We start from the raw sequence: 20,320 nt of genomic DNA on the forward strand, positions 1-20,320 counted from the left end.
AGAGAGGATGGAACGGCAGTAGCAAAAAGGGAGGCAAGCTATGGTCACCGTGGCGCAGAACATCGTCGACACCCTCGCCGAGAACGGGGTGCAGCGCGTGTACGGCATTCCGGGCGACTCGCTCAACGGCTTCACGGACGCGCTCCGCACTTCCGACATCGAGTGGGTGCACGTGCGTCACGAGGAGGCCGCGGCGTTCGCCGCATCGGGGGAGGCCGCGACGACGGGAAGGCTCGCCGTCTGCGCAGGCAGCTGCGGCCCGGGCAACCTGCACCTCATCAACGGGCTCTTCGACGCCAATCGCTCGCGCGTGCCCGTGCTGGCGATCGCCGCGCACATCCCGAGTGACGAGATCGGCTCCACCTACTTCCAGGAGACGCATCCGCAGGAGCTCTTCCGCGAGTGCTCGGTCTACGTCGAGCACGTCTCGACCCCGGCGCAGATGCCGGGCGTGCTGCGCATCGCGATGCAGACGGCGATCGAGAAGCGAGGCGTGGCCGTCGTGGTGATCCCGGGCGATGTCGCGCTCACCGAGGCGACCGACACGACCGTCACCCGCCTCACCCCGTCGCAGCCGCGGGTGATCCCGTCGCAGGCCGAGCTCGACCGAGCGGTCGAGCTGCTCGACGGGGCCAAGAAGGTCACGATCCTCGCCGGGGCCGGCGTCGCGGGTGCGCACGACGAGGTCGTGGCGCTCGCCGACAAGCTCGCGGCCCCGATCGTGCACGCCCTGCGCGGCAAGGAGCACGTCGAGTACGACAACCCCTTCGACGTCGGCATGACGGGCCTCCTCGGCTTCGCCTCGGGCTACCGGGCGATGGAGCAGGCCGACACGATCCTCATGCTCGGCACCGACTTTCCGTACCCGCAGTTCTACCCCGAGAAGGCGGTGAAGATCCAGGTCGACCTCCGCGGCGAGAACCTGGGCCGGCGCACCCCGCTCGACCTCGGGATCGTGGGCGATGTCGGCGAGACCGCCGCGGCGCTCCTCCCGCTCCTGAAGCACCGGCGCAGCCGCTCCCACCTCGAGAGTTCCGTCGAGCACTACACGAAGACGCGGCGGCGGCTCGACGAGCTCGCCGTGCCCGCGGGCTCGGGAAAGCCGATCCACCCGCAGTACGTCGCGCGCCTGATCGACGAGATCGCCGCCGACGACGCCGTCTTCATCCCCGACGTCGGCTCGCCGGTCGTGTGGGCCGCGCGCTATCTGCGGATGAACGGCCGCAGGCGTCTCATCGGCTCCTTCAGCCACGGCTCGATGGCCAACGCCGTCTCGCAGGCGATCGGGGTGCAGGCGGCCCAGAGGGATCGCCAGGTCATCGCGCTCGCCGGGGACGGCGGCTTCGCGATGCTGCTCGGCGAACTCCTCACGCTGGGCCAGAACGAGCCCCTGCCGGTGAAGATCGTGGTGTTCAACAACTCGTCGCTGAACTTCGTGGAGCTCGAGATGAAGGCGGCGGGCTTCGTGAACTACGGCACGGGCCTGAAGAATCCCGACTTCTCGGCGGTGGCCCGGGCCGTCGGCCTGCACGCCGTGCGGGTCGCCGAATCGGCCGAACTCGAAGCCGCGCTGCGCGACGCTCTCGCGCATCCGGGGCCCGCGCTCGTCGAGGTGATGACCGATCGCCAGGAGCTGTCGATGCCGCCCTCGATCTCCGCGGCGCAGATGAAGGGCTTCACGCTCTACGCGCTGCGCACCGTGCTCTCGGGGCGCGGCGACGAGATCGTCGACCTCGCCAAGACGAACCTGCGGCAGATCCTCTGAGGGATCCATACATGGTGAGGGATCGGGAACCCGCACCGGGTTCCCGATCCCTCACCGCGATCGCGTCAGTTCTCGTTCGCGGGGCCCGTCGGCGGCTCGCCGAGCGAGTCGGTGCCGCCGCCCGCGATGTCGAGGCGGTTGCGCAGATCCTCGGCGTCCTCGTCGGCGGGACCTGCCGGCTCACCGCCGGCACCGGCCCCGTCGCCCTCTGCGGGATCCCTGTCGGCCCCGCTTTCCCCACCGTCTCCTGTCGCCGCTCCCTCGCCCCTCGTGGAGGTTGCCGGGCCAACGGGGGTCGCTCCGCCCTCATCGGCCCAGTCGGAGCCGGTGCGATCATCGCGCGCGGGATCGCTTACGGCGTCGGCCTCCGCCACGCCCGGGCCCGCTCCGGTGGGGACGGTCTCGGTGCGCTCCTCGGGCTGGCGCTCCTCTGCCCGGCGCTCGCCGCTGCGGTCGTCGTGCTGATCGGGGGTCGAATGCTCCTGCATGGTGGATCCCTCCCGGTATCGGTGCCGAACGAATCTCGCCCGGTACCCCGAACGTATCCGCGGGCCGGCTGGGCGCTCCAGGGGTTGCGGTGCCGCACGCGGATGCGTTAGCAGCCCACGCCCGCGCGATGCCGAACGCGGGTAGGGTGCTGCCAGAACACACTGCGGGTGCGGCATCCGCGAGGGATCCCTCAACCGCCCCGCCGCACCGAGGAGACGACATGCCGCACCCCTATCTCGAGGGCACCGCGAAACCGCGGGTGTTCGCGCATCGCGGATTCGTGCCCGCGGACGCCGCCGCGCGCGGCATCGCGGAGAACACGCGCGCCGCGTTCGAGGCCGCCGTCGCGGCGGGCGCCGAGTACCTGGAATCCGACTGCCACCTGACGCGCGACGGCGCGGTGGTGCTCGCGCACGACGCCGACCTCACCCGGATCGCGGGCGACCCGAGGCGCGTCGCCGAGCTGAGCCGGGCCGAACTCGCGGAGGTCTTCGCGGATCGCGGCGGTCTGCTCACCCTCGACGAAGCGCTCGAAGCGTTTCCGCTCGCGCGCTTCAACATCGACGTGAAGGCCGCAGCCGCGGCGGAGCCCGCCGGCCGCATCGCCGCGCCCCACGCGCACCGCATGCTGCTGACGAGCTTCTCCGACGACATCCGCCTGCGCGCGCTGCGCGCCGCGGCCTCGGCCCCCGGAATCGAGCGCCTCGCCACCTCGCCCGGCCGCGGATCGCTCCTCCGGATACTCGCCGCGGTCGCCTCGCGTTCGCGCGGGCTCGCCGCCCGCGCCCTCCGGGGCGTCGACGCGCTGCAGATCCCGGAGCGGCACCGGGGCGTGCCCATCTTCGGCCCGCGCCTCGTCGCGGCCGCGCACGCGGCGGGAGTCGAGGTGCACGTCTGGACGGTCAACGACCCGGAGCGCATGCGATCCCTCGTCGCCCGCGGCGCCGACGGCATCATCACCGACCGCGCCGATCTGGCGCTCGCGACGCTCCGCTAACGGGAAGGGGGATCCGCAGCGGGGAGCCGCGTCAAGCGCTCGTCCAGCACCCGGTCCAGGCGGGCGATCTCGGGGGAGTCCTCGTGCAGGCCCGTGGCGGCGAGCAGTCTGACGCGCGCCGGCAGATACCGCTCGGCGCGCAGTTCGTGCGCACGCTCGGGGTGCACCTCTGCGAGCTCGGGATTCGACGCGAGGTTCCAGGCGTTGTCGACGAGCTTCACGTAGCGCCCCACGGGGTGGGCGCACGCGCGGTCGATGAGCCGTTCGTATGCCTCGCCCGGCCTGCGGGTCACCGACTCGACGGCGGAGACCACATCCGGTGCGACCCCGCGGTCGGCGAGTTCGCGCGCGGTCACGTCGGTGTCCTCGAGCACGTCGTGCAGCCACGCCGCTGCCTCAGCCCGAGGAGCGCTCGACTCGAACAGCGCAGCGCCCGCGGCGATCGGTGCGAGGTGGGCCTCGAGGTAGTCCCGCCCGAGCTTGTCGACCTGTCCGGCGTGGGCCTCGCGTGCGATCTCGCGGGCGAGCCGCTCGGCCTTCTGCGTCATCCTCGCTCCTCGCCGGCCGCCGGAGGAGGCCTCACCGCTCAGTTCTACCAGCAAACGGAGATCGGCGGCGGGTCCCTTGACTCGGCTCCGCGCTCGTACCGCGGGGCGTCGGCCGGTGTCAAGGGAGGTCCGCGGCGCGCGCCGGAGGGCTACGCTCGCGCCATGACACCAGAAGCAAGCTCCGCCTCAGCTGCGGCAGACGCGGCGCCCGAAGCACCCGGGCGCCTGCGACGCGCCATCACCGGCCCGCTCCTGTTCGCCTTCATCCTGGGAGACGTGCTCGGCGCGGGCGTCTACGCGCTCATGGGCGTGCTCTCCGAGCAGGTGGGCGGCCTGCTCTGGGCGCCGCTGCTGCTCGCGCTGGCGCTCGCCATGCTGACCGCGGGCTCCTACGCGGAGCTCGTCACGAAGTACCCGCGCGCGGGCGGCGCCGCGGTGTTCGCGGAGCGGGCGTTCCGCAGCCCGCTCGTGTCGTTCCTCGTCGGCTTCTCGATGCTCGCGGCGGGTGTCACGAGCGCCGCGGGCCTCTCGATCGCCTTCGCAGGCGACTACTTCAGCACCTTCGTCGACCTCCCGGTCCCGCTCGTCGCACTGCTCTTCCTCGCAGTCGTCGCCGCGCTGAACGCCAGGGGCATCCGGGAGTCGATGGGCGCGAATCTCGTGATGACGATCATCGAGCTCAGCGGTCTCGTGATCGTGGTCGTCGTCGTCGCCGTCTTCGTGGCGGGCGGCGGGGGAGATCCCTCGCGGACCCTCGAGGCGCCCGCGGGCAGCGGCGTCGCGGGAGCCGTGCTCGCAGGCGCCATCATCGCCTTCTACTCCTTCGTCGGCTTCGAGACCTCGGCCAACGTGATCGAGGAGGTGAAGCAGCCCACCCGCACCTACCCGCGTGCGCTCTTCGGAGCGCTGATCACCGCTGGGGCGGTCTACGTGCTCGTGGGTCTTGCGAGCGCCGCGGCACTGCCATCCGAGGAGCTGAGCGAGTCGAGCGGCCCGCTGCTCGCGGTGGTCGAGGCGACGGGGATCGGCGTGCCATCTGCGGTGTTCAGCCTCATCGCGCTCATCGCCGTCGCCAACGGGGCGCTGCTCACGATGATCATGTCGAGCCGCCTCGCCTACGGGATGGCGGAGCAGGGGCTGCTGCCGTCCGCGCTCTCGCGGGTGCTGCCGAAGCGCCGCACGCCGTGGGTCGCGATCCTCGTCACGACGATCGCCGCGATGCTGCTCGCGCTCATCGGCGACCTCGCCACGCTCGCCGAGACGGTGGTCCTGCTGCTGCTCTTCGTGTTCCTGAGCGCGAACGTCGCCGTGCTCGTGCTGCGCCGCGACCGCGTGGAGCACGAGCACTTCAGGGTGTGGACCTTCGTGCCGGTGCTCGGGATCGCCTCGTGCGTGCTGCTGCTCACGCAGCAGCGCGGCATGGTCTGGCTCTTCGCGGCGGTCCTGCTCGCGGTCGGCGGGCTGCTCTACGCTGTGGCGAGATGGGGTGCACGGAGGGCCCGAGCATGAACGAATCTACACCCGAAGCGCAGCCGACATCGGTCGAGGATCTGGATCTGCAGCGCTATCTCGGTCTCTGGTACGAGGTGGGGCGGCTGCCGCTGCGCTTCGAGGACGATGCGGCGGTCGATGTGACCGCCGAGTACTCGCTGCGCGAGGACGGCACGGTGCGGGTGGACAACCGGTGCATCGATGCCGAGGGAGCGCCGACACGGGCGCTCGGCCAGGCGGTGCCCGATGCGGAGCACCCGGGGCGGTTGCGGGTGAGCTTCCTTCCCGAGGGATTGCGGTGGATCCCCTTCACCCGCGCGGACTACTGGGTGCTCGAGATCGACCCTGACTACCGCCACGCCCTCGTCGGCACTCCCGATCGCAAGCACCTCTGGCTGCTCGGCCGGGAGCCGGTCATCGACGCGCAGCTCGAGCGGGAGTATCTCGGTGCGGCGCGCCGGCAGGGCTACGACCTGGCGGCATGGATCACGACGCCGCAGTCGGGCGGGCGGGTGACCGAGGAGATGCTCGCCGAGGAGCAGTAAGGGATCAGCCCTCGCCCCGCCATCCCGCCGTGACCTCGACCCAGGCCTCGGCACCGCACAGCTGCTCGAACGACTCGACAGGGATCTCGACCGCCGACGACGCGGTTCCCGCAGCCGGGAACACCGTCTCGAAGCGCCGCAGCGACTCGTCGAGGAAGACACGAGCCTCGCCGGGGTTCGCGAACGGGCACACGCCGCCGACCGGATGGCCGGTGAACTCTGCGACGTCCTCCGCGCGCAGCATGCGGGGCTTGCCGCCGAAGCGGCGCTTGAACATCCCGCCGTTCACGCGGGCGTCGCCCGCGGCGACGACGAGCACGGCGCGCTCGGGAGCCTCGGGATCGTAGAAGCCGAGGGTCTTCGCGATGCGGGCGGGGGCGGTGCCGACCTTCTCCGCCGCCAGTTCGACGGTGGCGCTCGACTCGTCGAACTCGAGGATCTCGCCCGTCCAGCCGCGATCCGCGAGATGCTCCCGCACCCGAGTCGTTCCCATATCCGATCCTTTCCGCTCTCGTCTCCGCCGGTCACGCCGCAGCCTCTCGGGCAGCGGCACGGCCCCACACTACCGTCACGCCTACCGGCTCGGACTCCCGCAAGTCAACCCCGCTGCCCGTGCGCGCCCGTCGGCGTACGCTCGAAGACCACTCGCGAGGCGGTGTGCCGTCTCGCGGTTCCGGAGACGACGAGAGGAGCCGGAGCGATGAGAGAGACACCGATGACCGACACATCGATGAACCCGACATCGACGACCGATGCGCCGGTGGGGGAGGAGACGGCGAATGGCGGAGCGTGATGGCGAGCGCACGGTGCAGCCCCGCAGCTTCGGCGTCGAGGAGGAGTACCTGCTGCTCGACGCGACGAGCGGCTCGCCCACCGACGGGGCGGCCGAGCTCATCGACCGCATGCCCGAGCACGGCGCCGACGCGGAGCGCGAGTTCTTCTCCAGCCAGCTCGAGACCGCGACGCCCGTGTGCATCGAGGCGGGGGAGGCGGAGCGATCCCTCACCGGATTCCGCCTCGCAGCGGCCGAGGCGGCGACCGCTCGCGGTGCCGTGCTCGCGGGCACCGGACTGCCCCCGGTCGGCGGGGAGACCGTCGGCACCGTCACGCCCAAGGATCGCTACCGCGCGATCGACGCCGAGATGCGGAACGCGGGCGCCTACCAGTACGTCACCGGCACGCACGTGCACGTCGAGATCCCCTCGCGCGATGCGGGCGTCGCCGTGCTGCGCAGACTCGCCCGCTGGGCGCCCGCGCTGCTCGCCATGACCGCGAACTCGCCCGTGTGGTGCGGCGAGGCCACGGGTTTCGCGAGCTGGCGCTACCTCATGAGCATGAACTGGCCCCTCCGCGGTTACCCTCCCGACTTCATCGACGGAGAGGACTACGCCCGCTCGGTCGAGCAGCTGGTCGGTAGCGGCGTGCTGCTCGACTCGGGAATCGTCACCTGGATCGCCCGGCTCTCGGAGAACTATCCGACGATCGAGCTGCGCATCGCCGACGCCCAGCTGACCGCGGGGGAGGCGGTGTCGTTCGGCGTCATCGTGCGAGCGCTCGTCGATCGTTGCCTGAGCGACGAGGCGCACGGCCTCGAGGCGCCGCGCATCGCGCCGGGGCTCGTCGACGGCGCGCTGTGGCTGGCCGCGCGCAACGGTCTCGAGTCCGAGCTCGTCGACCCCGCGACGGCCGAGTCCGTGCCGGCGCTCGAGTTCGTCGAGCGCATGGTCGGGTTCATTCAGCCCGAGCTGGTGCGCTTCGGCGGCCAGGGCCGCGTCGACCGCTATGTGGAGCGGCTGCGGCGCGAGGGCAGCCCGGCTCGCCGACAGATCTCGCGGTTCGCCGAGGGCGGCATCGGCGGCCTCCTCGACCTCTACCGCGAGGGATCGGCCGCGATCTCGCCGGAGGCCGGCCAGGGGTGAGGGATCTCCGCCCGCCGATCGAGCGGGCGGGGATCCCTCACCCTCGTCCAGCCTGCGGCGCGGCTCAGGAGTCCGAGAGCGCGTCGCTGACCTCCGTGGGCTTCTGGTACTGCTTCTCGGGCAGCGCACGGAGGGCGTCGAGCACGCGCTCGTCGGCGCCCGAGTCGCGGGCGGTGGCGACGAGGTCGTCGCGGCCCGCGGGGTAGCCGACCCCGCCGAGGAACTTCTGGATCTGGATTGGATTGGGCTGCTCGGACATGCGGGTCTCCTCTCTTCTCCGAGCCTCGTCCGGATCATCGGTGCCCGAACGGGGGTATATGAAGTTGCTCGCCTCGTGGCGGCGGTCGACGATGGTGGTCGGCGCCTCCAAGTGCACGGCGGGGCTCGGCACGATGCCGGCACCGCCGAAGCACTCCATGACGCGCCACTGCGCCACCCGGTCCTCGCCGGCGTGCCGCGGAGGCAGGCTCTCCCAGAAGTCGAAGCCTCCCGCCGCGACGAGCGCCCGTCGCTCGAAGAGCACGCAGCTGCCCACCCAGGCGATGCGATAGGCGATGCGGTCGCCGTCGGAGAGCCCGAGGTCGGCGGCGAGGTGGGCGAGGTTCGCGGCGTTGTGCAGCGGCCACCTGCGCTCCATCGCGGGCCCGGGGCGCATGCGCTCGGGCTGCACGCCCTCATCGCCCCACGGTTCGAAGTGCTGCGTCTCCTCGGGGCGCACGTCCTCGAGGAACGACAGTCCCTGCACCGCATAGCCGACGAAGCCGCACCGCTGTTCGTCGAGCGCGGCCACGAGCTTCTCGAGCGCGCCGGGTTCGAGCCAGACGTCGTCGTCGAGGTAGAGCACCCGCGGAGCCCGGGAGAGGTCCAGCAGGAACTGCCGATGCTCGGCCATGCCACGCCGCTCGCGGTGCCTGTGGAGTTCGACCGCGCGGCCCTGCGCGCGCAGCACGCGCATCATGGCGCGCACGGCGGGCGAGCCGAGTACGCCGCTGTCCGACTGGTCGCCGACGATGACCCTGAACGGCGGGTCGTCCTGCGCCGCGAGGCCGGCCAGGGTCACGGCGAGTTCGGAGTTGCGACCCGAGGTGGGCACGAGCACGTCGAGCTCCGCGGTCTGGGGTTCCGCCGGAGCGCCCCACTGCGCGGCGCCGCGGCGGCTTCCGGGGCTCACGGGATCACCGCCCCCGCGGCGCGCGCCGCACGGTGCTCATTCCGCGAGGGATCGCCCGCGGCCCGCGCTGCACCGGTCGTGTTCCGCGAGGGGCCGGGGGCGTCGCGGTCGTCCGATGCCTCGTCGCCCCGGCCCGTGTCGGCCGAGACCTCGGGCTCCTCCAGCTCCTCGAGCGAGCAGACGCAGGTGCCGCTCTTCCGCACCGCGACGTCGGCGGCCCGCTGCGCGAAGTCGGCGGCGTGCTCGAGCGGCATCCCTGCCGCGCGAGCGGTCGTCAGCGCCGCGGCGAAGACGTCGCCCGCGCCCGAGGCCTGATGCTCGGGGGCGGGCCTCGCGTAGGTGCGGTGGGGGAGCCTGTTGCGGCGCAGCAGCACGGTGCCGGTGCGGTCGAGGGTCACCACGATCGCGGTGGCCCCGGTCTCGGCGAACAGTTCGTCGGCATCGACGTTGCCGACGCGCTCGGATCCCTCGCCCAACTCCGCGCCCTGCACCCGCTCGGCCTCGGCCGCGTTCGGGGTGACGACATCGGGGTGCAGCGCGCGCCACCGGCGGGGATCGTGGGCGTCGACCACGAGCAGCGGAGGACGCCGCAGCCCTGCGAGCGCGGCCACGGTCTCGTCGTCGAGCAGCGACGAGCCGTAGTCGCAGATCAGCAGGGCGTCGCTCGTTCCGGCCGCCGCGGCCACGTCGTTCACGAGCCGGCGCCGCGCCGCGCCCGGCCACGTATCGGTCTGGGTGCGGTCGAGACGCATGAGCATCTCGTCTCCCACCGACACGCGCACCTTCGTCGTGGTCTGCGCTCCGGGCACCTCGCGCAGCCGGGTGACGTCGACGCCCGCCTCTCCGAGCCTCGCGAGCAGCCGCGACGCTGCGGCGTCGGCGCCGACGGCTCCCACCGCCCGCACGCGGGCCCCGAGCGCGGCCAGGTTGAGGGCGGTGTTCGCGGCCCCGCCAGGGGCGTCCCTGCGCGCCTCGATGTCGACGACCGGGGCCGGCGCCTCGCGGGCGAAGCGCTCGATCCGACCGCTCCACCAGCCGTCGAGCATGAAGTCGCCCACCACGGTGACGATGGGCCGGTGCTTCCTGACGAGTTCGATGCAGCGAGCGTTCATGACGTGCTCCTTTCCAGAGGGCGATGCGCCGCTCGGTTTCGGAATGCGCGAGTCGGGGCAGAGGAGTGACGACCGCCCCGAGGTGCGCGGGCCGCGAGGGTCCGGCGAGGCGGGAGGGCGGAGAGGGGAGCGGAATGACAGACGCGGAACAGTTCGAGGAACGGGCGCGCGCGCTCGCGATCGGGCCGCTGGGGAACCGGCTGGAGGACGTGCGTCGCATCGCCGTGGTACGCGGCGGGGGCATCGGCGACGTGCTCTTCGCGCTGCCCGCGATACGGGCGCTCGCCTCCGCCTACCCGGGCGCCGAGGTCGTGCTGCTCGGGACGCCCGTCGCGGTCGAGCTCTTCGAAGGTCGGCTCGGGGCTCCGCATCGTGCCCTCGTGCTGCCGCCGGCGCGCGGTGTCGGCGCGCCCGACACGGCGCGCGACACCGCCCCCGACACGGCCGCCGAGACTGAGCGGTTCCTCGCGGCGCGCAGGGACGAGGGGTACGACCTGGCCCTTCAGATGCACGGCGGCGGACGGTTCTCGAACCCGTTCGTCCTCGGCCTCGGTGCCCGCTGCACGGCAGGCACCCGCACCCCCGACGCCGAGCCGCTCGACCGCAACCTCGAGTACGTCTACTTCCAGCACGAGATCGCCCGTTGGCTCGAGGTGGCCGGTCTCGCCGGCGCACCGCCCGTCGAGCTCGAGCCGCGGCTGCGGGCAACTCCGGGCGAGCTGGGCTTCGCGTGCGAGCGCTTCGGCGAGGGACCCCTCGTCGCCGTGCACCCGGGCGCCACCGATCCGCGGCGCCGATGGCCGGCGGAGCGCTTCGCGGCGGTCGCGAGCGCGCTCGCCGACGAGGGTGCGCGGGTCGTGATCGTCGGCAGCTCCGCGGAGCGGGAGCTCTGCGCCCAGGTCGCCGACGCGGCGGCACTTGGCTCCGAATCGCCCTCCCGGGTGATCGACACGGCGGGTGCGCTCTCCATCTCCGAGCTCGTCGGCACGCTCGCTCGGGCCGATCTCATGATCGGCAACGACAGCGGCCCTCGCCACCTCGCGCAGGCGCTCGGCACGACCACGGCCTCCGTGTACTGGTGCGGCAATCTGCTCAACGCCGGCCCGTTCGGCCGGTCGCGTCACCGCGCGCGCGTCTCCTGGACGATGCGATGCCCCGTCTGCGGCCGCGGCATCGTCGACGACGGGGGCGCCGAGGAGCGGTGCGCGCACGACGTCTCCTTCGTCGGCGACGTGCCGGTCGAAACGGTGCTGGCCGACGCGCGGGCGCTGCTCGGCGCGACCGCGTGAGCCGGTGAGCCCCGACCGCGAGCCCGCGAGCTCCGGATCCCTCACGGCCATGACGGCTCCTGCTCGGGGCAGATCACGAGTTCGCGAACCTCGCAGTGCGGCGGCTGCTGCAGAGCGAATACGACGCTCCGCGCCACGTCCGACGGCTCGTTGAGCTGCGCGTCGGGCCCGGGCCGGTACTGCTCGGGCCGGTCGTCGAAGAACCGGGTGCGCATGCCCGCCGGGATGAGCGTCGTGACGCCCAGCCGGCCCGCGGTCTCCGCGGCCAGGGCCCGCGAGAAGCCGAGCACCCCGAACTTGGAGGCGCAGTACGCGGTCGCCTCGGGAAGCGCCCGCAGGGCGAGCGAGGAGGCGACGGTGACGACGCGGCCGTGGGCGCGCTCGATGTGCGGCAGCGCGGCGCGCACGGTCGACACGGTGCCGAGCAGGTTCACGCCGATGACGCGCTCCCACTCGGTTGCGTCGACGTCCTCGAGGCGGCCGCAGCGGTCGATGCCGGCGGCCGTGACGACGCCGTCGATGCCGCCGAGCTCCTCGGCCAGTTCCGAGACGGCCCGTTCGACGGCGGAGCGATCCGAGACATCGGCTGCCCTCGCCGGCCAGCGGCCCGAGAGCGACGAGACGTCGAGGTCGATGACCCCGGGCGATCCTCCGGCCTCCTCGACGGCGCTTGCGACCGCCTCTCCGAGGCCGGAGGCGCCTCCGGTGACGAGGATGCGGCCGAGGGGGCGGGGGTAGAGCGAGTGCTGCATGGTGTTCTCCTTCGATGTCGTGGGGTGCGGGAGCGCTCAGCCGACCTGGGCGAGCGCCTCCGCGAGGTGCGTGGTCGAGCGGCCGAGGTGGTAGGGGAGCGCGACGGCTCTGCCTCCCCAGCTCTCGAGCAGCCGCGTCTCCGGGAGGGATTCGACGCGGTAGTCGCCGCCCTTCACCCAGAGGTCGGGGCGCAGGGCGTCGAGCGCCGCCTCCGGCCCGTCCTCCTCGAAGACGATCACGTCGTCCACGCAGGCGAGCGCGCGGAGCATCTCGACGCGGTCGTCCTGGCCGATGATGGGTCGCGTCGGCCCCTTGAGCCGCCGCACCGAGGCATCGGAGTTGAGGAGCACGATGAGGCAGTCGCCGAGCGCGCGCGCGGCCTCGAGGGTGCGCACGTGTCCGGCGTGCAGCAGGTCGAAGCATCCCCCGGCCGCCACGACGGTGCCGCCGCGATCCCTCACGGATTCGACGAGGGATCGCGTCCCGCGCCGCTGCTCCGCCTCGGCCACCTCGACGCCGACCGTGCGGTCGCCCTGCAGTCGGCCCAGCGAGGCCACGCCGCCGCGGGCGAGGTAGGCCGCGGCGTCTGCGACGGCCGTTCGCACGGCGGCCTCGTGCCCCTCGCCCCGCGCCAGCGCCACCGCGGCGGACGCGGCGAAGCGATCGCCCGCACCGCACGGGTCGCCCGTCTCGGCGGCCGCGGCAGGCACGAGCAGCGCATCGCCCCGCTCCTCGAGCAGCAGGGCGCCGTGCGCTCCGAGCGTCACCGCGACCGCTCCGCAGCCGTAGCGCTCGAGCAGCCGGGCAGCGGCGTCGCCCGCCGCCGCGGGGTCGGGGGGCGTGCCCGCAGCCGCGGCGGCCTCCGCGAGGTTGGGAGTGACGAGGGCGGCCGACGCGACGGGCTCGGCCCCTCTCGGGTGGGGATCCCATACGAGCGGCACCTCACGACCGCGGCGCCGCAGCGCCTCGCGCACCGCGGGATGGGCGGCGAGGCCGCGACCGTAGTCGGCGACGACGAGTGCTTCCGCGGCCTCGATCGCGGCGATCGTGTGCGCCCCGACGCGCGGGGCCGGGGCTTCCTCGCAGCCCTCGTCGATGCGGCACACGGGGTGCCCCTCGGCGCGCAGGCGCGATTTCACCGGGGTGGGCGCGTCAGACGGGCACGCGACGAGGTCGACGTCAGCGAGATGTTCGCGCAGTCGCGCACCGCCCGCGTCATCCGACAGGGCGGTGACGAGCACCACCTCGTGGCCGTCGGCCTCGAGCATGCCCGCGACGAGCCCGGCGCCGCCAGCCCGCGAGTTCCGCGATGTCACCTCGACCACGGGCGCCGCGGCGTCGGGGTAGAACTTCGTCGCGGTCCCGTCGATGTCCTCATCGAGCAGCACGTCTCCGACGATCGTGATCCTCATCGTGCGCTCCTCTCCCGCGCGGCCGATCCCTCGTGAACTGCCGGTTCGGCTCCTGCCGCCGACCGTGCGCGCGCGGCCGAGGCCGCGTGCCGCGCGCAGACGGCGTCGAACACCTCGCACACCGCGTGCACGGCGGCGAGCTGGAACTCCTGCACGTGCGGCCCAGGGCCGTCGACGCAGATGGCGTCGTCGCAGATCGAGGACAGCGGGTTCGGCCCGGGCCCCGTCATCGCCCAGGAGACCGCTCCCACCTGTCGCGCCGCCCGAGCTGCCTCGAGCAGGTTGCGGCTCGCGCCGCTCGTCGACAGGAGCACGACGATGTCGCCGGCCCTCCCGTGGGCGCGCACCTGCCGAGCGAAGACCTCGGCGAAGCCGTAGTCGTTGCCGATGGCCGTGAGGCTCGAGGTCTCCGCGTTCAGCGCGAGCGCCGAGAACGCCGGTCGCTCCTCCCGGTATCTCCCGACGAGCTCGGCGGCGAAGTGCTGAGCCTCGGCCGCCGAACCGCCGTTGCCCGCGATGAGTACGCGCGCCCCCGAGCGCAGGCGCTCGGCGAGGTCGATGCCCCAGGCCTCGAGGTGGTCGGCGTGCCGCTGGGCCGCGGAGAGCACGCGCTCGAGCCCGCCGAAGTGCTCACGCACCCGCCCGTGCACGGTGGTGGAGGCGGTCATAGCGCCACCCCCTCGAGCCGGCGCACATCGGCGAGCGACTGCCCAACGGCGAGTTCGTAGGCCGCCTCGGTGCGGGCCGCGACCCGTTCCCAGGTGTAGCCGGCCTCGACCCGCAGACGTCCGGCCGCGCCGAGCGCGCTCCGCAGCTGCGGGTCCTCGCACAGCCGCAGGAGCGCCGACGCGAGCGCCTCGGGATCCCTCGGGGGCACGTGCAGGCCGGTGACGCCGTCGACGACGCTGTCGGCGAGGCCCCCGACGGCCGCGACGACCACGGGGGTGCCGCAGGCCATGCTCTCGAGCGGCACGATGCCGAACGGCTCGTACCAGGGCGTGCAGACGACGGCGTCGGCGGAGCGCAGCAGCGCCGGCATGCGCTGCTGAGGAACCTGGCCCCTGAAGTGCACACGGTCGGCGACGCCGAGCTCGTCGGCGAGGGTCGCGAGCCTCCGGGCCTCGGGGTCTCCCGAGAGGGGCTCCGCTTCGGATGCGCCCTGGGGGCCGCCGACCACCTCGAGTTCCACATCGTCGAATCCGGCGTCTCGCAGCGCCGCGAGGGCCCGGATCACGACGTCCACACCCTTGCGCGGCACGAGGCGGCCGACGCTCAGCAGTCGATGCGCCGCGCCCGGCGTCTCGGCGGGACCGGAGGCGGAGAAGTTCGCGAGGTCGACGCCGCAGGGCACGACGGTGATCTTCGCTCTCGGGATGCCGAGCGCCTGGAGCTCTCGGGTCTCGTCCTCGCAGGTCGCGATGACGGTGTCGACGCGGCGGCCGACCATGGGCTCGAGCCACGCGCGCTCGGCCGGGCTCGTGTCGGCATCGCCCTGGTGCCGGCGCTTCACGGAGCCGAGCGCGTGATAGGTGTGCATCACGGGCGGGTGCGGCACGCCCGGGCCGAGCGCCCGCACGCCGTCGAGCGCGGCGAGCCCGGACATCCAGAAGTGGCTGTGCACGACGTCGGGAGGCGCGGGCCGCCACAGCGCAGCGAGCTCTTCCGCGAACTCGGGCATGTGCGGCAGCAGCTCGTCCTTGGGCACGCGCGCGAGCGGTCCCGCCGTGACGTGCACCACCTCGACGCCCGGGCAGAGCGCTACGCGGTCGGGCAGTGCGGGGTCGTCGCGTCTGGTGTAGACGCTCACTGCGTGACCGCGGGCCGCGAGGGCGCGCGAGAGGGCGGAGACGTGCACGTTCTGCCCTCCGGCGTCGACGCCCCCGAGGGCGGCCAGCGGGCTTGCGTGTTCCGAGACCATGGCGATTCTCATCGGTCTGCTCCTTCCAGGAGTGCGGTGGTGCGTGCGGGCGAGGGATCCTGAAGCTGCGGTCGTGGGCCGGAGCGGCGTCTGCGCCGGGCGGTCGCGCTCTCCACGACGTCGTGCAGCAGGGCGTCCCACTCGGCGTGGAAGCGCTCCAGGCCGTAGCGCTCGCGGACGGAGCTCCGGGCCGCGGCGCCGCGGCGCCTGGCCTCCTCGGGATCGGCGATGAGCTCCCGCGCGGCGCGCACGAGATCGTCGGGGTCAGCCGAGATCGCCCCGGCTTCGGGAGGCACCGCGCGCGAGGCCTCCGTCGTGTCGAACACGAGCACCGGCATCGCGAGGTGCATCGCCTCGAGCAGCGAGAGTCCGAGCGATGTCCATCGCACGGTGTGCAGATAGACCCGGCGGCGCGCGAGCTCCCGGTGCAGCCGCGCCGTCGGCAGGTCGCCGACCACGCGCAGGCGCTCCTCTCCGAGTTCGAGCGCCGCGGGCAGGAGATCGGTATCGATCCCGAAGCAGTCGATCGGGGCCGCCTCCGCGAAGCGAGGGATCAGGTCGGTTCCGGTGACGCGGCCGCGGCGCACGGGCTCATTCACGACGAGGCCGAGCGACGGGAGCTCGCCCGTGTAGAGCGGCCCGGGGTCGGGGATGCCGTGCTCGATGACCCGGGTGGTTGCCCGCCCGCAGTCCCAGACCAGGCGGTTGAAGTGCGTCACGTGCACCACGGGGATGTCGCTCTGCTCGGCGAGGAAGTGCCGCTCGGTGACAGGGCGCTCCTTCGGCGTGTTGTGCTCGACGAAGACCGCAGGCAGCTCCGACCCGAGTCGACGGCCGAGCAGGCGCTCGGCGAGTTCGAGTTCCTCGACGCGCTGCAGCACGACGATGTCGACGTCGGTCTCCCGCAGCGCAGCGGGATCGACGGTCCGCGCCCCGCCGCGGGGCAGGGCGAGATCCGCACCCCGATCCGCGGGGATCAGGTACTCGTGCTCTCCGCGCAGGAAGCCGTCGGACCACGCTCCGTGCACGTGCCAGAGGAGGATTCTCATTCGTATGCTCCGTTCGTCGTTGCAGCAGGGATTCGGAGGGGCGCCGGGCGCTCGATCTCGGTCACCGCCGAAAGCACGGCGTCAGGGGACACCGCGGCCAGGCACGGGTGCCCCGGCACGGGGCAGACTCTGGCTCGGGAACCGCGGCAGGGAGCCGCCTGGTCGCCGAGCAGGCGGAGCGGGACGCCGGAGGGCGCCCACCGCACCGCGGGGACGACGGGGGAGAAGAGGCTCACCACCGGCGTGCCGACCGCGGCGGCGAGGTGCGCGGGGCCGGTGTTGCCGCAGACGACGGCCGATGCGGCGGCCAGCACGCCGGCGAGTTGCGGGAGCGAGCACGCGCCGGCGAGGTCGAGGGCGCCGGGGGCGCGCTCCAGGATCCGGCGCGTCAGCAGCCGCTCGTCCCCGCTTCCCGTGAGCACCACCCGGCGTCCCTCGGATTCCAGGAGGCGGGCGGTCTCGGCGAAGCCCTCGATCGGCCACTGGCGCGCCGGGGCGTCGGCTCCCGGGTGGAGCACGACGTAGGGGCCCGGCCCGGTGAGCTCGCGCACATCGGGAACCGCGCGGACGCGCAGGGCTCCGTCGTCCGCCTGCGGGAAGCCCGCGGCGCCGACGATCGCGAGCGCGCGCTGCGGTTCCGGGATGTCCTCCGGCAGATCCTCCCCGGGCCGGAGCCGTACGTCGAGGAGCGAGCCCGCGTAGTCGACCGAGGCTCCGGAGATCCGTTCGACGCCCGCCGACCTGAGCAGCAGGGCGAGGGGGAGCGGCGACTGGTGGAAGGACGTCAGGATCACGGCCTCGGAGACGGCCGCCCCGCGCACCAGCCGGACGAGTGCGCCGTGGTGCTCGGCCGTAGCCGCGGGAGCGGGGTTCGCGATCCACGGCGCGTTCCACACGATCACCTCCGACACCCCCGGCAGCAGACGTGCGGCCTCGGCTCCGCGCGGCCCGCACAGCATCACGACCTCCGCCACCGCCGCGACCGCTCGCACCGCAGGTCCCGCGAGCAGCACGTCGCCGAGGCTGTCGAGGCGCGCCACGAGCACTCGCCTGCTCATCGTCGTCCCTCGCTTCCCGCGAGCAGCAGATCGACCGCGTCTCCTACCGTCTCCGCGGTCAGCGGAGCCGTCGCGCACTCCTCCGGCCTGGTGCGCGCGGTCGGCACGAGTACGGCGACGGCGCCTGCGGCGCGCGCCGCCGCCACGTCGGCGCCGATGTCACCGATCATCGCCACACGCTCGGGAGCTATTCCGAGCTCCGCGGCGGCCGACAGGATCATCGCCGGGCGCGGCTTCCTGCACTCGCAACCGTCTTCCGGCGCGTGAGGGCAGATCCGCCACACGTCGAAGCCGCCCAGCACCTCGGCCACCCGGTCGTTCACCCGCTGCACGGCCTCGGCCGAGACGATCCCTCGGGCGATGCCCGACTGATTGCTCACGACGCCGAGCGGGAAACCGAGCGAGCGAAGACGTTCGAGGGCCTTCTCCACGGTGGGCATGGGTACGACCGCGGAGGGATCGCCGTTGTACGGCACGTCGACGATGAGCGTGTCGTCGCGGTCGAAGAGGAATGCCTCGATGTCGTGTTCCATGCCCCCCCCGTGCCCGGAGGAGCAGTCCTGAAACGCGGTGCCGGCAGCCTTGCTTCTGCTCCTGCTCCTGTGGTACACGTTGCGGATGCACGAGACCCCTGCTCCCACTCCTCCGCCCGACCCCAGGCCGGTCCTTCTCGCGCTGCGCGCGCTCAAGCTCGGCGATCTGCTCGTCGCGGTGCCCGCGCTCAAGGGGCTCCGGCGGGCCTTTCCCGACCATCGCATCGTGCTCGCGACCTCCGGCTGGCTCGCTCCCGTCGTGGGCCTGATCCCCGCCGTCGATGAACTGCTGCCGACCGACGGACTCGACGACCCGCCGGCCTGCGAGCCCGGGCAGGTCGACATCGCGGTCAACCTGCACGGCAACGGACCGGAGAGCCGGGCTTGGATCGACGCGCTCGGCGCGCGACTGAAGATCGTGCACCGCTCGCCCGCAGACCCCGGCGGGGTGCCGTGGATCGACGGCACGCACGAGCGTGTGAGGTGGGCGCGGCTCGTGAACGCGTTCGGCGCATCCGCAGACCCCGACGACGTTTCGATCGAGGTTCCGGTGGTCGACGCCGAGGCACTGGCGGCAGGGGATACCGCCGGCGGAGCGCGCGACATCGCGATCGTGCACGTCGGCGCGGCCTACGGCTCCCGTCACTGGCCGGCCGATCGCTTCGCCCGCGTCGCCTCGGAGCTGGAGCGCGACGGCTTGCGCGTCCTGGTGACGGGAGGCGCGGCGGAGGCCGATCGCGCCCGCGAGATCGCGAGAGCCGCGGGCCTCGACGAAGGCGCGATGCTCGCGGGACGGGCGGGACTGCGCGAACTCGCGGCCCTCGTCGCGGCGGCGCGCATCGTCGTCACCGTCGACACCGGTGCGGCCCACCTCGCCTCGGCCTACGGCACGCCGTCCGTCATCGTCTTCGGGCCGGCCCCTCCCGAGGAATGGGGTCCGCCACCCGGACCCCATATCGTGCTCACAGCCCCCGAACTGCGTCGCGGAGACGCTTTCGCGGCCGACCCCGATCCCGCCCTCCTCGCCGTCGGCGCGGAGCAGGTGCTGTCGGCGGCCCGATCACTCCTCGAAGGCGGCCGAGCCGCGCACACCGACCGCGAGGAGCCGTTCGCGCAGCACCGCGAGGATCCGTGAGAGCAGGCGCGAGACCTGCATCTGGCTCACACCGAGGTCGGAGGCGATCTGCGCCTGGGTGAGATCTTCAGCGAAGCGGAGGCGCACGATCCGCCGTTCATCGGCGGTCAGCGCCTGCATCGCATCCATGAGCACGAGCAGCGCGTCGGCGCGCGGCTCGAACGCCGGCTCGTACGGACGCAGCGCACCGAGCGGCTCCGACGAGGAGTCCTCCCCATCGTGCGCCGTCGAGTCGAGTGAGAGTGCGGTGCGGGCGAGCTGGCAGCGCGCGGCGGCCGCCACGATCCGACGGGGGCGCTTCACCGCGCAGGCCAGTTCTGCGAGCGTCGGTTCGCGCCCGAGCTGCTGGGCGAGCCGCGAGGCGCAGTCCGAGAGTTCCCCCGTGAGCTCCTGCAGAGCGCGCGGAGGCCGCACCGACCACGAGTAGTCGCGCAGGTGGCGCTTGATCTCACCGGAAATCGTGGGTACCGCGAACGCCGCGAATCCGGATCCCTGCCCCGGGTCGAAACGGCGCACGGCTTTGGCCAAGCCGAGATAGGCGGCCTGTCTGACGTCATCGATATCGTCGGCGACCGTTCGGAAGCGGTTGGCCACGGCATCGGCAAGGCTCAGATACTCGGCCGTGACCCTCTGATGGATTCGGCGACGGGCCGGGTCGGAGGCGCTCGCCGCAGCTGCGAGGAGCGCCTCCATCCGGGCGTCGTGGGCGGCGTGGGCCGAGCGCGGCGCCCACGGGAGCCGCGCCCTCGCGAGCCGCGCGCTCGTGCCGGGCGGAGGGCCCGACCGTGCCGGCGTTCCGGCCACCTGCGCCGTGGTTGCGGCCCTGCGGCCTGCCGGCGCAGCGGACAGAACGGTCACGGCTCAGTCCACGCGCTTGCGGCCGACGATCAGTCCGTAGATCAGCAGCACGACGATCGATCCGCCGATGGCCAGCAGCCACGTTTCGAGCGACCAGAACTCCCCGAGATCGGCCCCGAACAGCACGCCTCCCAGCCAGCCGCCGAGCATTGCGCCGACCACGCCGAGCAGCAGTGTGGCGATCCAGCCCCCGCCCTGCCTACCCGGGAGGATCGCTTTCGCGATGGCCCCGGCGATCAGGCCGAGTACGAGAAATGCGATGAAACCCATGATCGTGC

Annotated in this window: 21 protein-coding genes; 7 read left to right on the top strand and 14 right to left on the bottom strand. The window is 73.0% G+C overall.

Features of this window, described 5'->3' with window-relative positions; genetic code table 11:
* The first annotated feature begins 40 nt into the window (after positions 1 to 40).
* Positions 41 to 1,765 (top strand): ubiquinone-dependent pyruvate dehydrogenase, encoded by a 1,725-nt coding sequence (gene poxB / locus J4H91_RS03065; protein ID WP_208044791.1) that lies wholly within the window; start codon positions 41 to 43, stop codon positions 1,763 to 1,765.
* Positions 1,766 to 1,830: 65 nt separating this feature from the next.
* On the opposite strand, the gene J4H91_RS03070 is transcribed toward poxB, so the two are convergent.
* Complete coding sequence (locus J4H91_RS03070) at positions 1,831 to 2,253, bottom strand: hypothetical protein (RefSeq protein WP_208044853.1); 423 nt, start codon at positions 2,251 to 2,253, stop codon at positions 1,831 to 1,833.
* A 221-nt stretch (positions 2,254 to 2,474) separates the two neighbouring features.
* Between J4H91_RS03070 and J4H91_RS03075 the strand changes: the two genes are divergently transcribed.
* Positions 2,475 to 3,251 carry a glycerophosphodiester phosphodiesterase family protein gene (locus J4H91_RS03075; RefSeq protein WP_208044792.1) on the top strand — a complete coding sequence of 259 codons (777 nt, stop codon included), beginning with the start codon at positions 2,475 to 2,477 and terminating at the stop codon, positions 3,249 to 3,251.
* Here J4H91_RS03075 and J4H91_RS03080 read toward each other — a convergent pair.
* Positions 3,248 to 3,799, bottom strand: coding sequence for a phosphohydrolase (locus J4H91_RS03080; RefSeq protein WP_208044793.1), 552 nt, complete (start codon positions 3,797 to 3,799; stop codon positions 3,248 to 3,250). The two genes, J4H91_RS03075 and J4H91_RS03080, sit on opposite strands and share 4 nt — an antisense overlap.
* A gap of 162 nt (positions 3,800 to 3,961) precedes the next feature.
* Between J4H91_RS03080 and J4H91_RS03085 the strand changes: the two genes are divergently transcribed.
* Positions 3,962 to 5,308 carry an APC family permease gene (locus J4H91_RS03085; RefSeq protein ID WP_208044794.1) on the top strand — a complete coding sequence of 449 codons (1,347 nt, stop codon included), beginning with the start codon at positions 3,962 to 3,964 and terminating at the stop codon, positions 5,306 to 5,308.
* Positions 5,305 to 5,835, top strand: coding sequence for a lipocalin family protein (locus J4H91_RS03090; protein WP_208044795.1), 531 nt, complete (start codon positions 5,305 to 5,307; stop codon positions 5,833 to 5,835). The genes J4H91_RS03085 and J4H91_RS03090 overlap by 4 nt, the downstream gene beginning before the upstream one ends.
* Positions 5,836 to 5,839: 4 nt before the next feature.
* Here J4H91_RS03090 and J4H91_RS03095 read toward each other — a convergent pair whose 3' ends face one another.
* Positions 5,840 to 6,328, bottom strand: coding sequence for a YbaK/EbsC family protein (locus tag J4H91_RS03095; protein WP_208044796.1), 489 nt, complete (start codon positions 6,326 to 6,328; stop codon positions 5,840 to 5,842).
* Between the two features lie 286 nt (positions 6,329 to 6,614).
* On the opposite strand from J4H91_RS03095, the gene J4H91_RS03100 reads away from it, so the two are divergent.
* The gene (locus J4H91_RS03100) at positions 6,615 to 7,754 is read left to right on the top strand and encodes a carboxylate-amine ligase (RefSeq protein ID WP_208044797.1); all 1,140 of its coding nucleotides are present in this window, start codon (positions 6,615 to 6,617) and stop codon (positions 7,752 to 7,754) included.
* A 64-nt stretch (positions 7,755 to 7,818) separates the two neighbouring features.
* Here the strand turns inward: J4H91_RS03100 and J4H91_RS15855 are convergent, their stop codons facing one another.
* Together J4H91_RS15855 and J4H91_RS03115 are read right to left on the bottom strand one after the other, a co-directional pair.
* The gene (locus J4H91_RS15855) at positions 7,819 to 8,925 is read right to left on the bottom strand and encodes a DUF2795 domain-containing protein (protein WP_341783402.1); all 1,107 of its coding nucleotides are present in this window, start codon (positions 8,923 to 8,925) and stop codon (positions 7,819 to 7,821) included.
* A complete protein-coding gene (locus J4H91_RS03115) occupies positions 8,922 to 10,037 on the bottom strand; it encodes a bifunctional heptose 7-phosphate kinase/heptose 1-phosphate adenyltransferase (protein WP_208044798.1) in 1,116 nt (371 codons plus the stop codon). Before J4H91_RS03115 ends, J4H91_RS15855 begins: the two co-directional genes overlap by 4 nt.
* A 134-nt stretch (positions 10,038 to 10,171) precedes the next feature.
* Here J4H91_RS03115 and J4H91_RS03120 point away from each other — a divergent pair, with 134 nt between their 5' ends.
* Positions 10,172 to 11,326 (top strand): glycosyltransferase family 9 protein, encoded by a 1,155-nt coding sequence (locus J4H91_RS03120; protein WP_208044799.1) that lies wholly within the window; start codon positions 10,172 to 10,174, stop codon positions 11,324 to 11,326.
* A gap of 41 nt (positions 11,327 to 11,367) precedes the next feature.
* Here the strand turns inward: J4H91_RS03120 and J4H91_RS03125 are convergent, their stop codons facing one another.
* The 7 genes from J4H91_RS03125 to J4H91_RS03155 are packed head-to-tail and all read right to left on the bottom strand — an operon-like array spanning position 11,368 to position 18,049.
* A complete protein-coding gene (locus J4H91_RS03125) occupies positions 11,368 to 12,078 on the bottom strand; it encodes an SDR family oxidoreductase (protein ID WP_208044800.1) in 711 nt (236 codons plus the stop codon).
* Positions 12,079 to 12,114: 36 nt separating this feature from the next.
* Complete coding sequence (locus J4H91_RS03130; RefSeq protein ID WP_208044801.1) at positions 12,115 to 13,491, bottom strand: PfkB family carbohydrate kinase; 1,377 nt, start codon at positions 13,489 to 13,491, stop codon at positions 12,115 to 12,117.
* Positions 13,488 to 14,159 carry a D-sedoheptulose-7-phosphate isomerase gene (locus tag J4H91_RS03135; protein ID WP_208044802.1) on the bottom strand — a complete coding sequence of 224 codons (672 nt, stop codon included), beginning with the start codon at positions 14,157 to 14,159 and terminating at the stop codon, positions 13,488 to 13,490. Before J4H91_RS03135 ends, J4H91_RS03130 begins: the two co-directional genes overlap by 4 nt.
* Positions 14,156 to 15,421: a glycosyltransferase gene (locus tag J4H91_RS03140; protein ID WP_208044803.1), complete on the bottom strand. Its 1,266-nt coding sequence runs from the start codon at positions 15,419 to 15,421 to the stop codon at positions 14,156 to 14,158. The genes J4H91_RS03135 and J4H91_RS03140 overlap by 4 nt, the downstream gene beginning before the upstream one ends.
* Positions 15,418 to 16,458: a glycosyltransferase gene (locus tag J4H91_RS03145; RefSeq protein WP_208044804.1), complete on the bottom strand. Its 1,041-nt coding sequence runs from the start codon at positions 16,456 to 16,458 to the stop codon at positions 15,418 to 15,420. Before J4H91_RS03145 ends, J4H91_RS03140 begins: the two co-directional genes overlap by 4 nt.
* Positions 16,455 to 17,516 carry a glycosyltransferase family 9 protein gene (locus J4H91_RS03150; protein WP_208044805.1) on the bottom strand — a complete coding sequence of 354 codons (1,062 nt, stop codon included), beginning with the start codon at positions 17,514 to 17,516 and terminating at the stop codon, positions 16,455 to 16,457. Before J4H91_RS03150 ends, J4H91_RS03145 begins: the two co-directional genes overlap by 4 nt.
* A complete protein-coding gene (locus J4H91_RS03155; protein ID WP_208044806.1) occupies positions 17,513 to 18,049 on the bottom strand; it encodes a D-glycero-alpha-D-manno-heptose-1,7-bisphosphate 7-phosphatase in 537 nt (178 codons plus the stop codon). Before J4H91_RS03155 ends, J4H91_RS03150 begins: the two co-directional genes overlap by 4 nt.
* An 85-nt stretch (positions 18,050 to 18,134) precedes the next feature.
* Between J4H91_RS03155 and J4H91_RS03160 the strand changes: the two genes are divergently transcribed.
* A complete protein-coding gene (locus J4H91_RS03160; protein WP_208044807.1) occupies positions 18,135 to 19,184 on the top strand; it encodes a glycosyltransferase family 9 protein in 1,050 nt (349 codons plus the stop codon).
* Here the strand turns inward: J4H91_RS03160 and J4H91_RS03165 are convergent.
* Both J4H91_RS03165 and J4H91_RS03170 read right to left on the bottom strand, forming a co-directional pair.
* A complete protein-coding gene (locus tag J4H91_RS03165; RefSeq protein ID WP_208044808.1) occupies positions 19,110 to 20,042 on the bottom strand; it encodes a sigma-70 family RNA polymerase sigma factor in 933 nt (310 codons plus the stop codon). The genes J4H91_RS03160 and J4H91_RS03165 overlap by 75 nt on opposite strands.
* Positions 20,043 to 20,045: 3 nt before the next feature.
* Positions 20,046 to 20,312 (bottom strand): GlsB/YeaQ/YmgE family stress response membrane protein, encoded by a 267-nt coding sequence (locus J4H91_RS03170; protein ID WP_208044809.1) that lies wholly within the window; start codon positions 20,310 to 20,312, stop codon positions 20,046 to 20,048.
* Between the last annotated feature and the right edge of the window lie 8 nt (positions 20,313 to 20,320).

This window comes from Leucobacter ruminantium, assembly GCF_017565705.1.
Taxonomy (GTDB): Bacteria; Actinomycetota; Actinomycetes; order Actinomycetales; family Microbacteriaceae; genus Leucobacter; species Leucobacter ruminantium.

Excerpts from the sequence above, each read along its gene's own strand:
- poxB (WP_208044791.1), top strand. The coding sequence starts at position 41 with ATGGTCACCGTGGCGCAGAACATCGTCGACACCCTCGCCGAGAACGGG.
- J4H91_RS03070 (WP_208044853.1), bottom strand. The coding sequence starts at position 2,253 with ATGCAGGAGCATTCGACCCCCGATCAGCACGACGACCGCAGCGGCGAG.
- J4H91_RS03075 (WP_208044792.1), top strand. The coding sequence starts at position 2,475 with ATGCCGCACCCCTATCTCGAGGGCACCGCGAAACCGCGGGTGTTCGCG.
- J4H91_RS03080 (WP_208044793.1), bottom strand. The coding sequence starts at position 3,799 with ATGACGCAGAAGGCCGAGCGGCTCGCCCGCGAGATCGCACGCGAGGCC.
- J4H91_RS03085 (WP_208044794.1), top strand. The coding sequence starts at position 3,962 with ATGACACCAGAAGCAAGCTCCGCCTCAGCTGCGGCAGACGCGGCGCCC.
- J4H91_RS03090 (WP_208044795.1), top strand. The coding sequence starts at position 5,305 with ATGAACGAATCTACACCCGAAGCGCAGCCGACATCGGTCGAGGATCTG.
- J4H91_RS03095 (WP_208044796.1), bottom strand. The coding sequence starts at position 6,328 with ATGGGAACGACTCGGGTGCGGGAGCATCTCGCGGATCGCGGCTGGACG.
- J4H91_RS03100 (WP_208044797.1), top strand. The coding sequence starts at position 6,615 with ATGGCGGAGCGTGATGGCGAGCGCACGGTGCAGCCCCGCAGCTTCGGC.
- J4H91_RS03115 (WP_208044798.1), bottom strand. The coding sequence starts at position 10,037 with ATGAACGCTCGCTGCATCGAACTCGTCAGGAAGCACCGGCCCATCGTC.
- J4H91_RS03120 (WP_208044799.1), top strand. The coding sequence starts at position 10,172 with ATGACAGACGCGGAACAGTTCGAGGAACGGGCGCGCGCGCTCGCGATC.
- J4H91_RS03125 (WP_208044800.1), bottom strand. The coding sequence starts at position 12,078 with ATGCAGCACTCGCTCTACCCCCGCCCCCTCGGCCGCATCCTCGTCACC.
- J4H91_RS03130 (WP_208044801.1), bottom strand. The coding sequence starts at position 13,491 with ATGAGGATCACGATCGTCGGAGACGTGCTGCTCGATGAGGACATCGAC.
- J4H91_RS03135 (WP_208044802.1), bottom strand. The coding sequence starts at position 14,159 with ATGACCGCCTCCACCACCGTGCACGGGCGGGTGCGTGAGCACTTCGGC.
- J4H91_RS03140 (WP_208044803.1), bottom strand. The coding sequence starts at position 15,421 with ATGAGAATCGCCATGGTCTCGGAACACGCAAGCCCGCTGGCCGCCCTC.
- J4H91_RS03145 (WP_208044804.1), bottom strand. The coding sequence starts at position 16,458 with ATGAGAATCCTCCTCTGGCACGTGCACGGAGCGTGGTCCGACGGCTTC.
- J4H91_RS03150 (WP_208044805.1), bottom strand. The coding sequence starts at position 17,516 with ATGAGCAGGCGAGTGCTCGTGGCGCGCCTCGACAGCCTCGGCGACGTG.
- J4H91_RS03155 (WP_208044806.1), bottom strand. The coding sequence starts at position 18,049 with ATGGAACACGACATCGAGGCATTCCTCTTCGACCGCGACGACACGCTC.
- J4H91_RS03160 (WP_208044807.1), top strand. The coding sequence starts at position 18,135 with ATGCACGAGACCCCTGCTCCCACTCCTCCGCCCGACCCCAGGCCGGTC.
- J4H91_RS03170 (WP_208044809.1), bottom strand. The coding sequence starts at position 20,312 with ATGGGTTTCATCGCATTTCTCGTACTCGGCCTGATCGCCGGGGCCATC.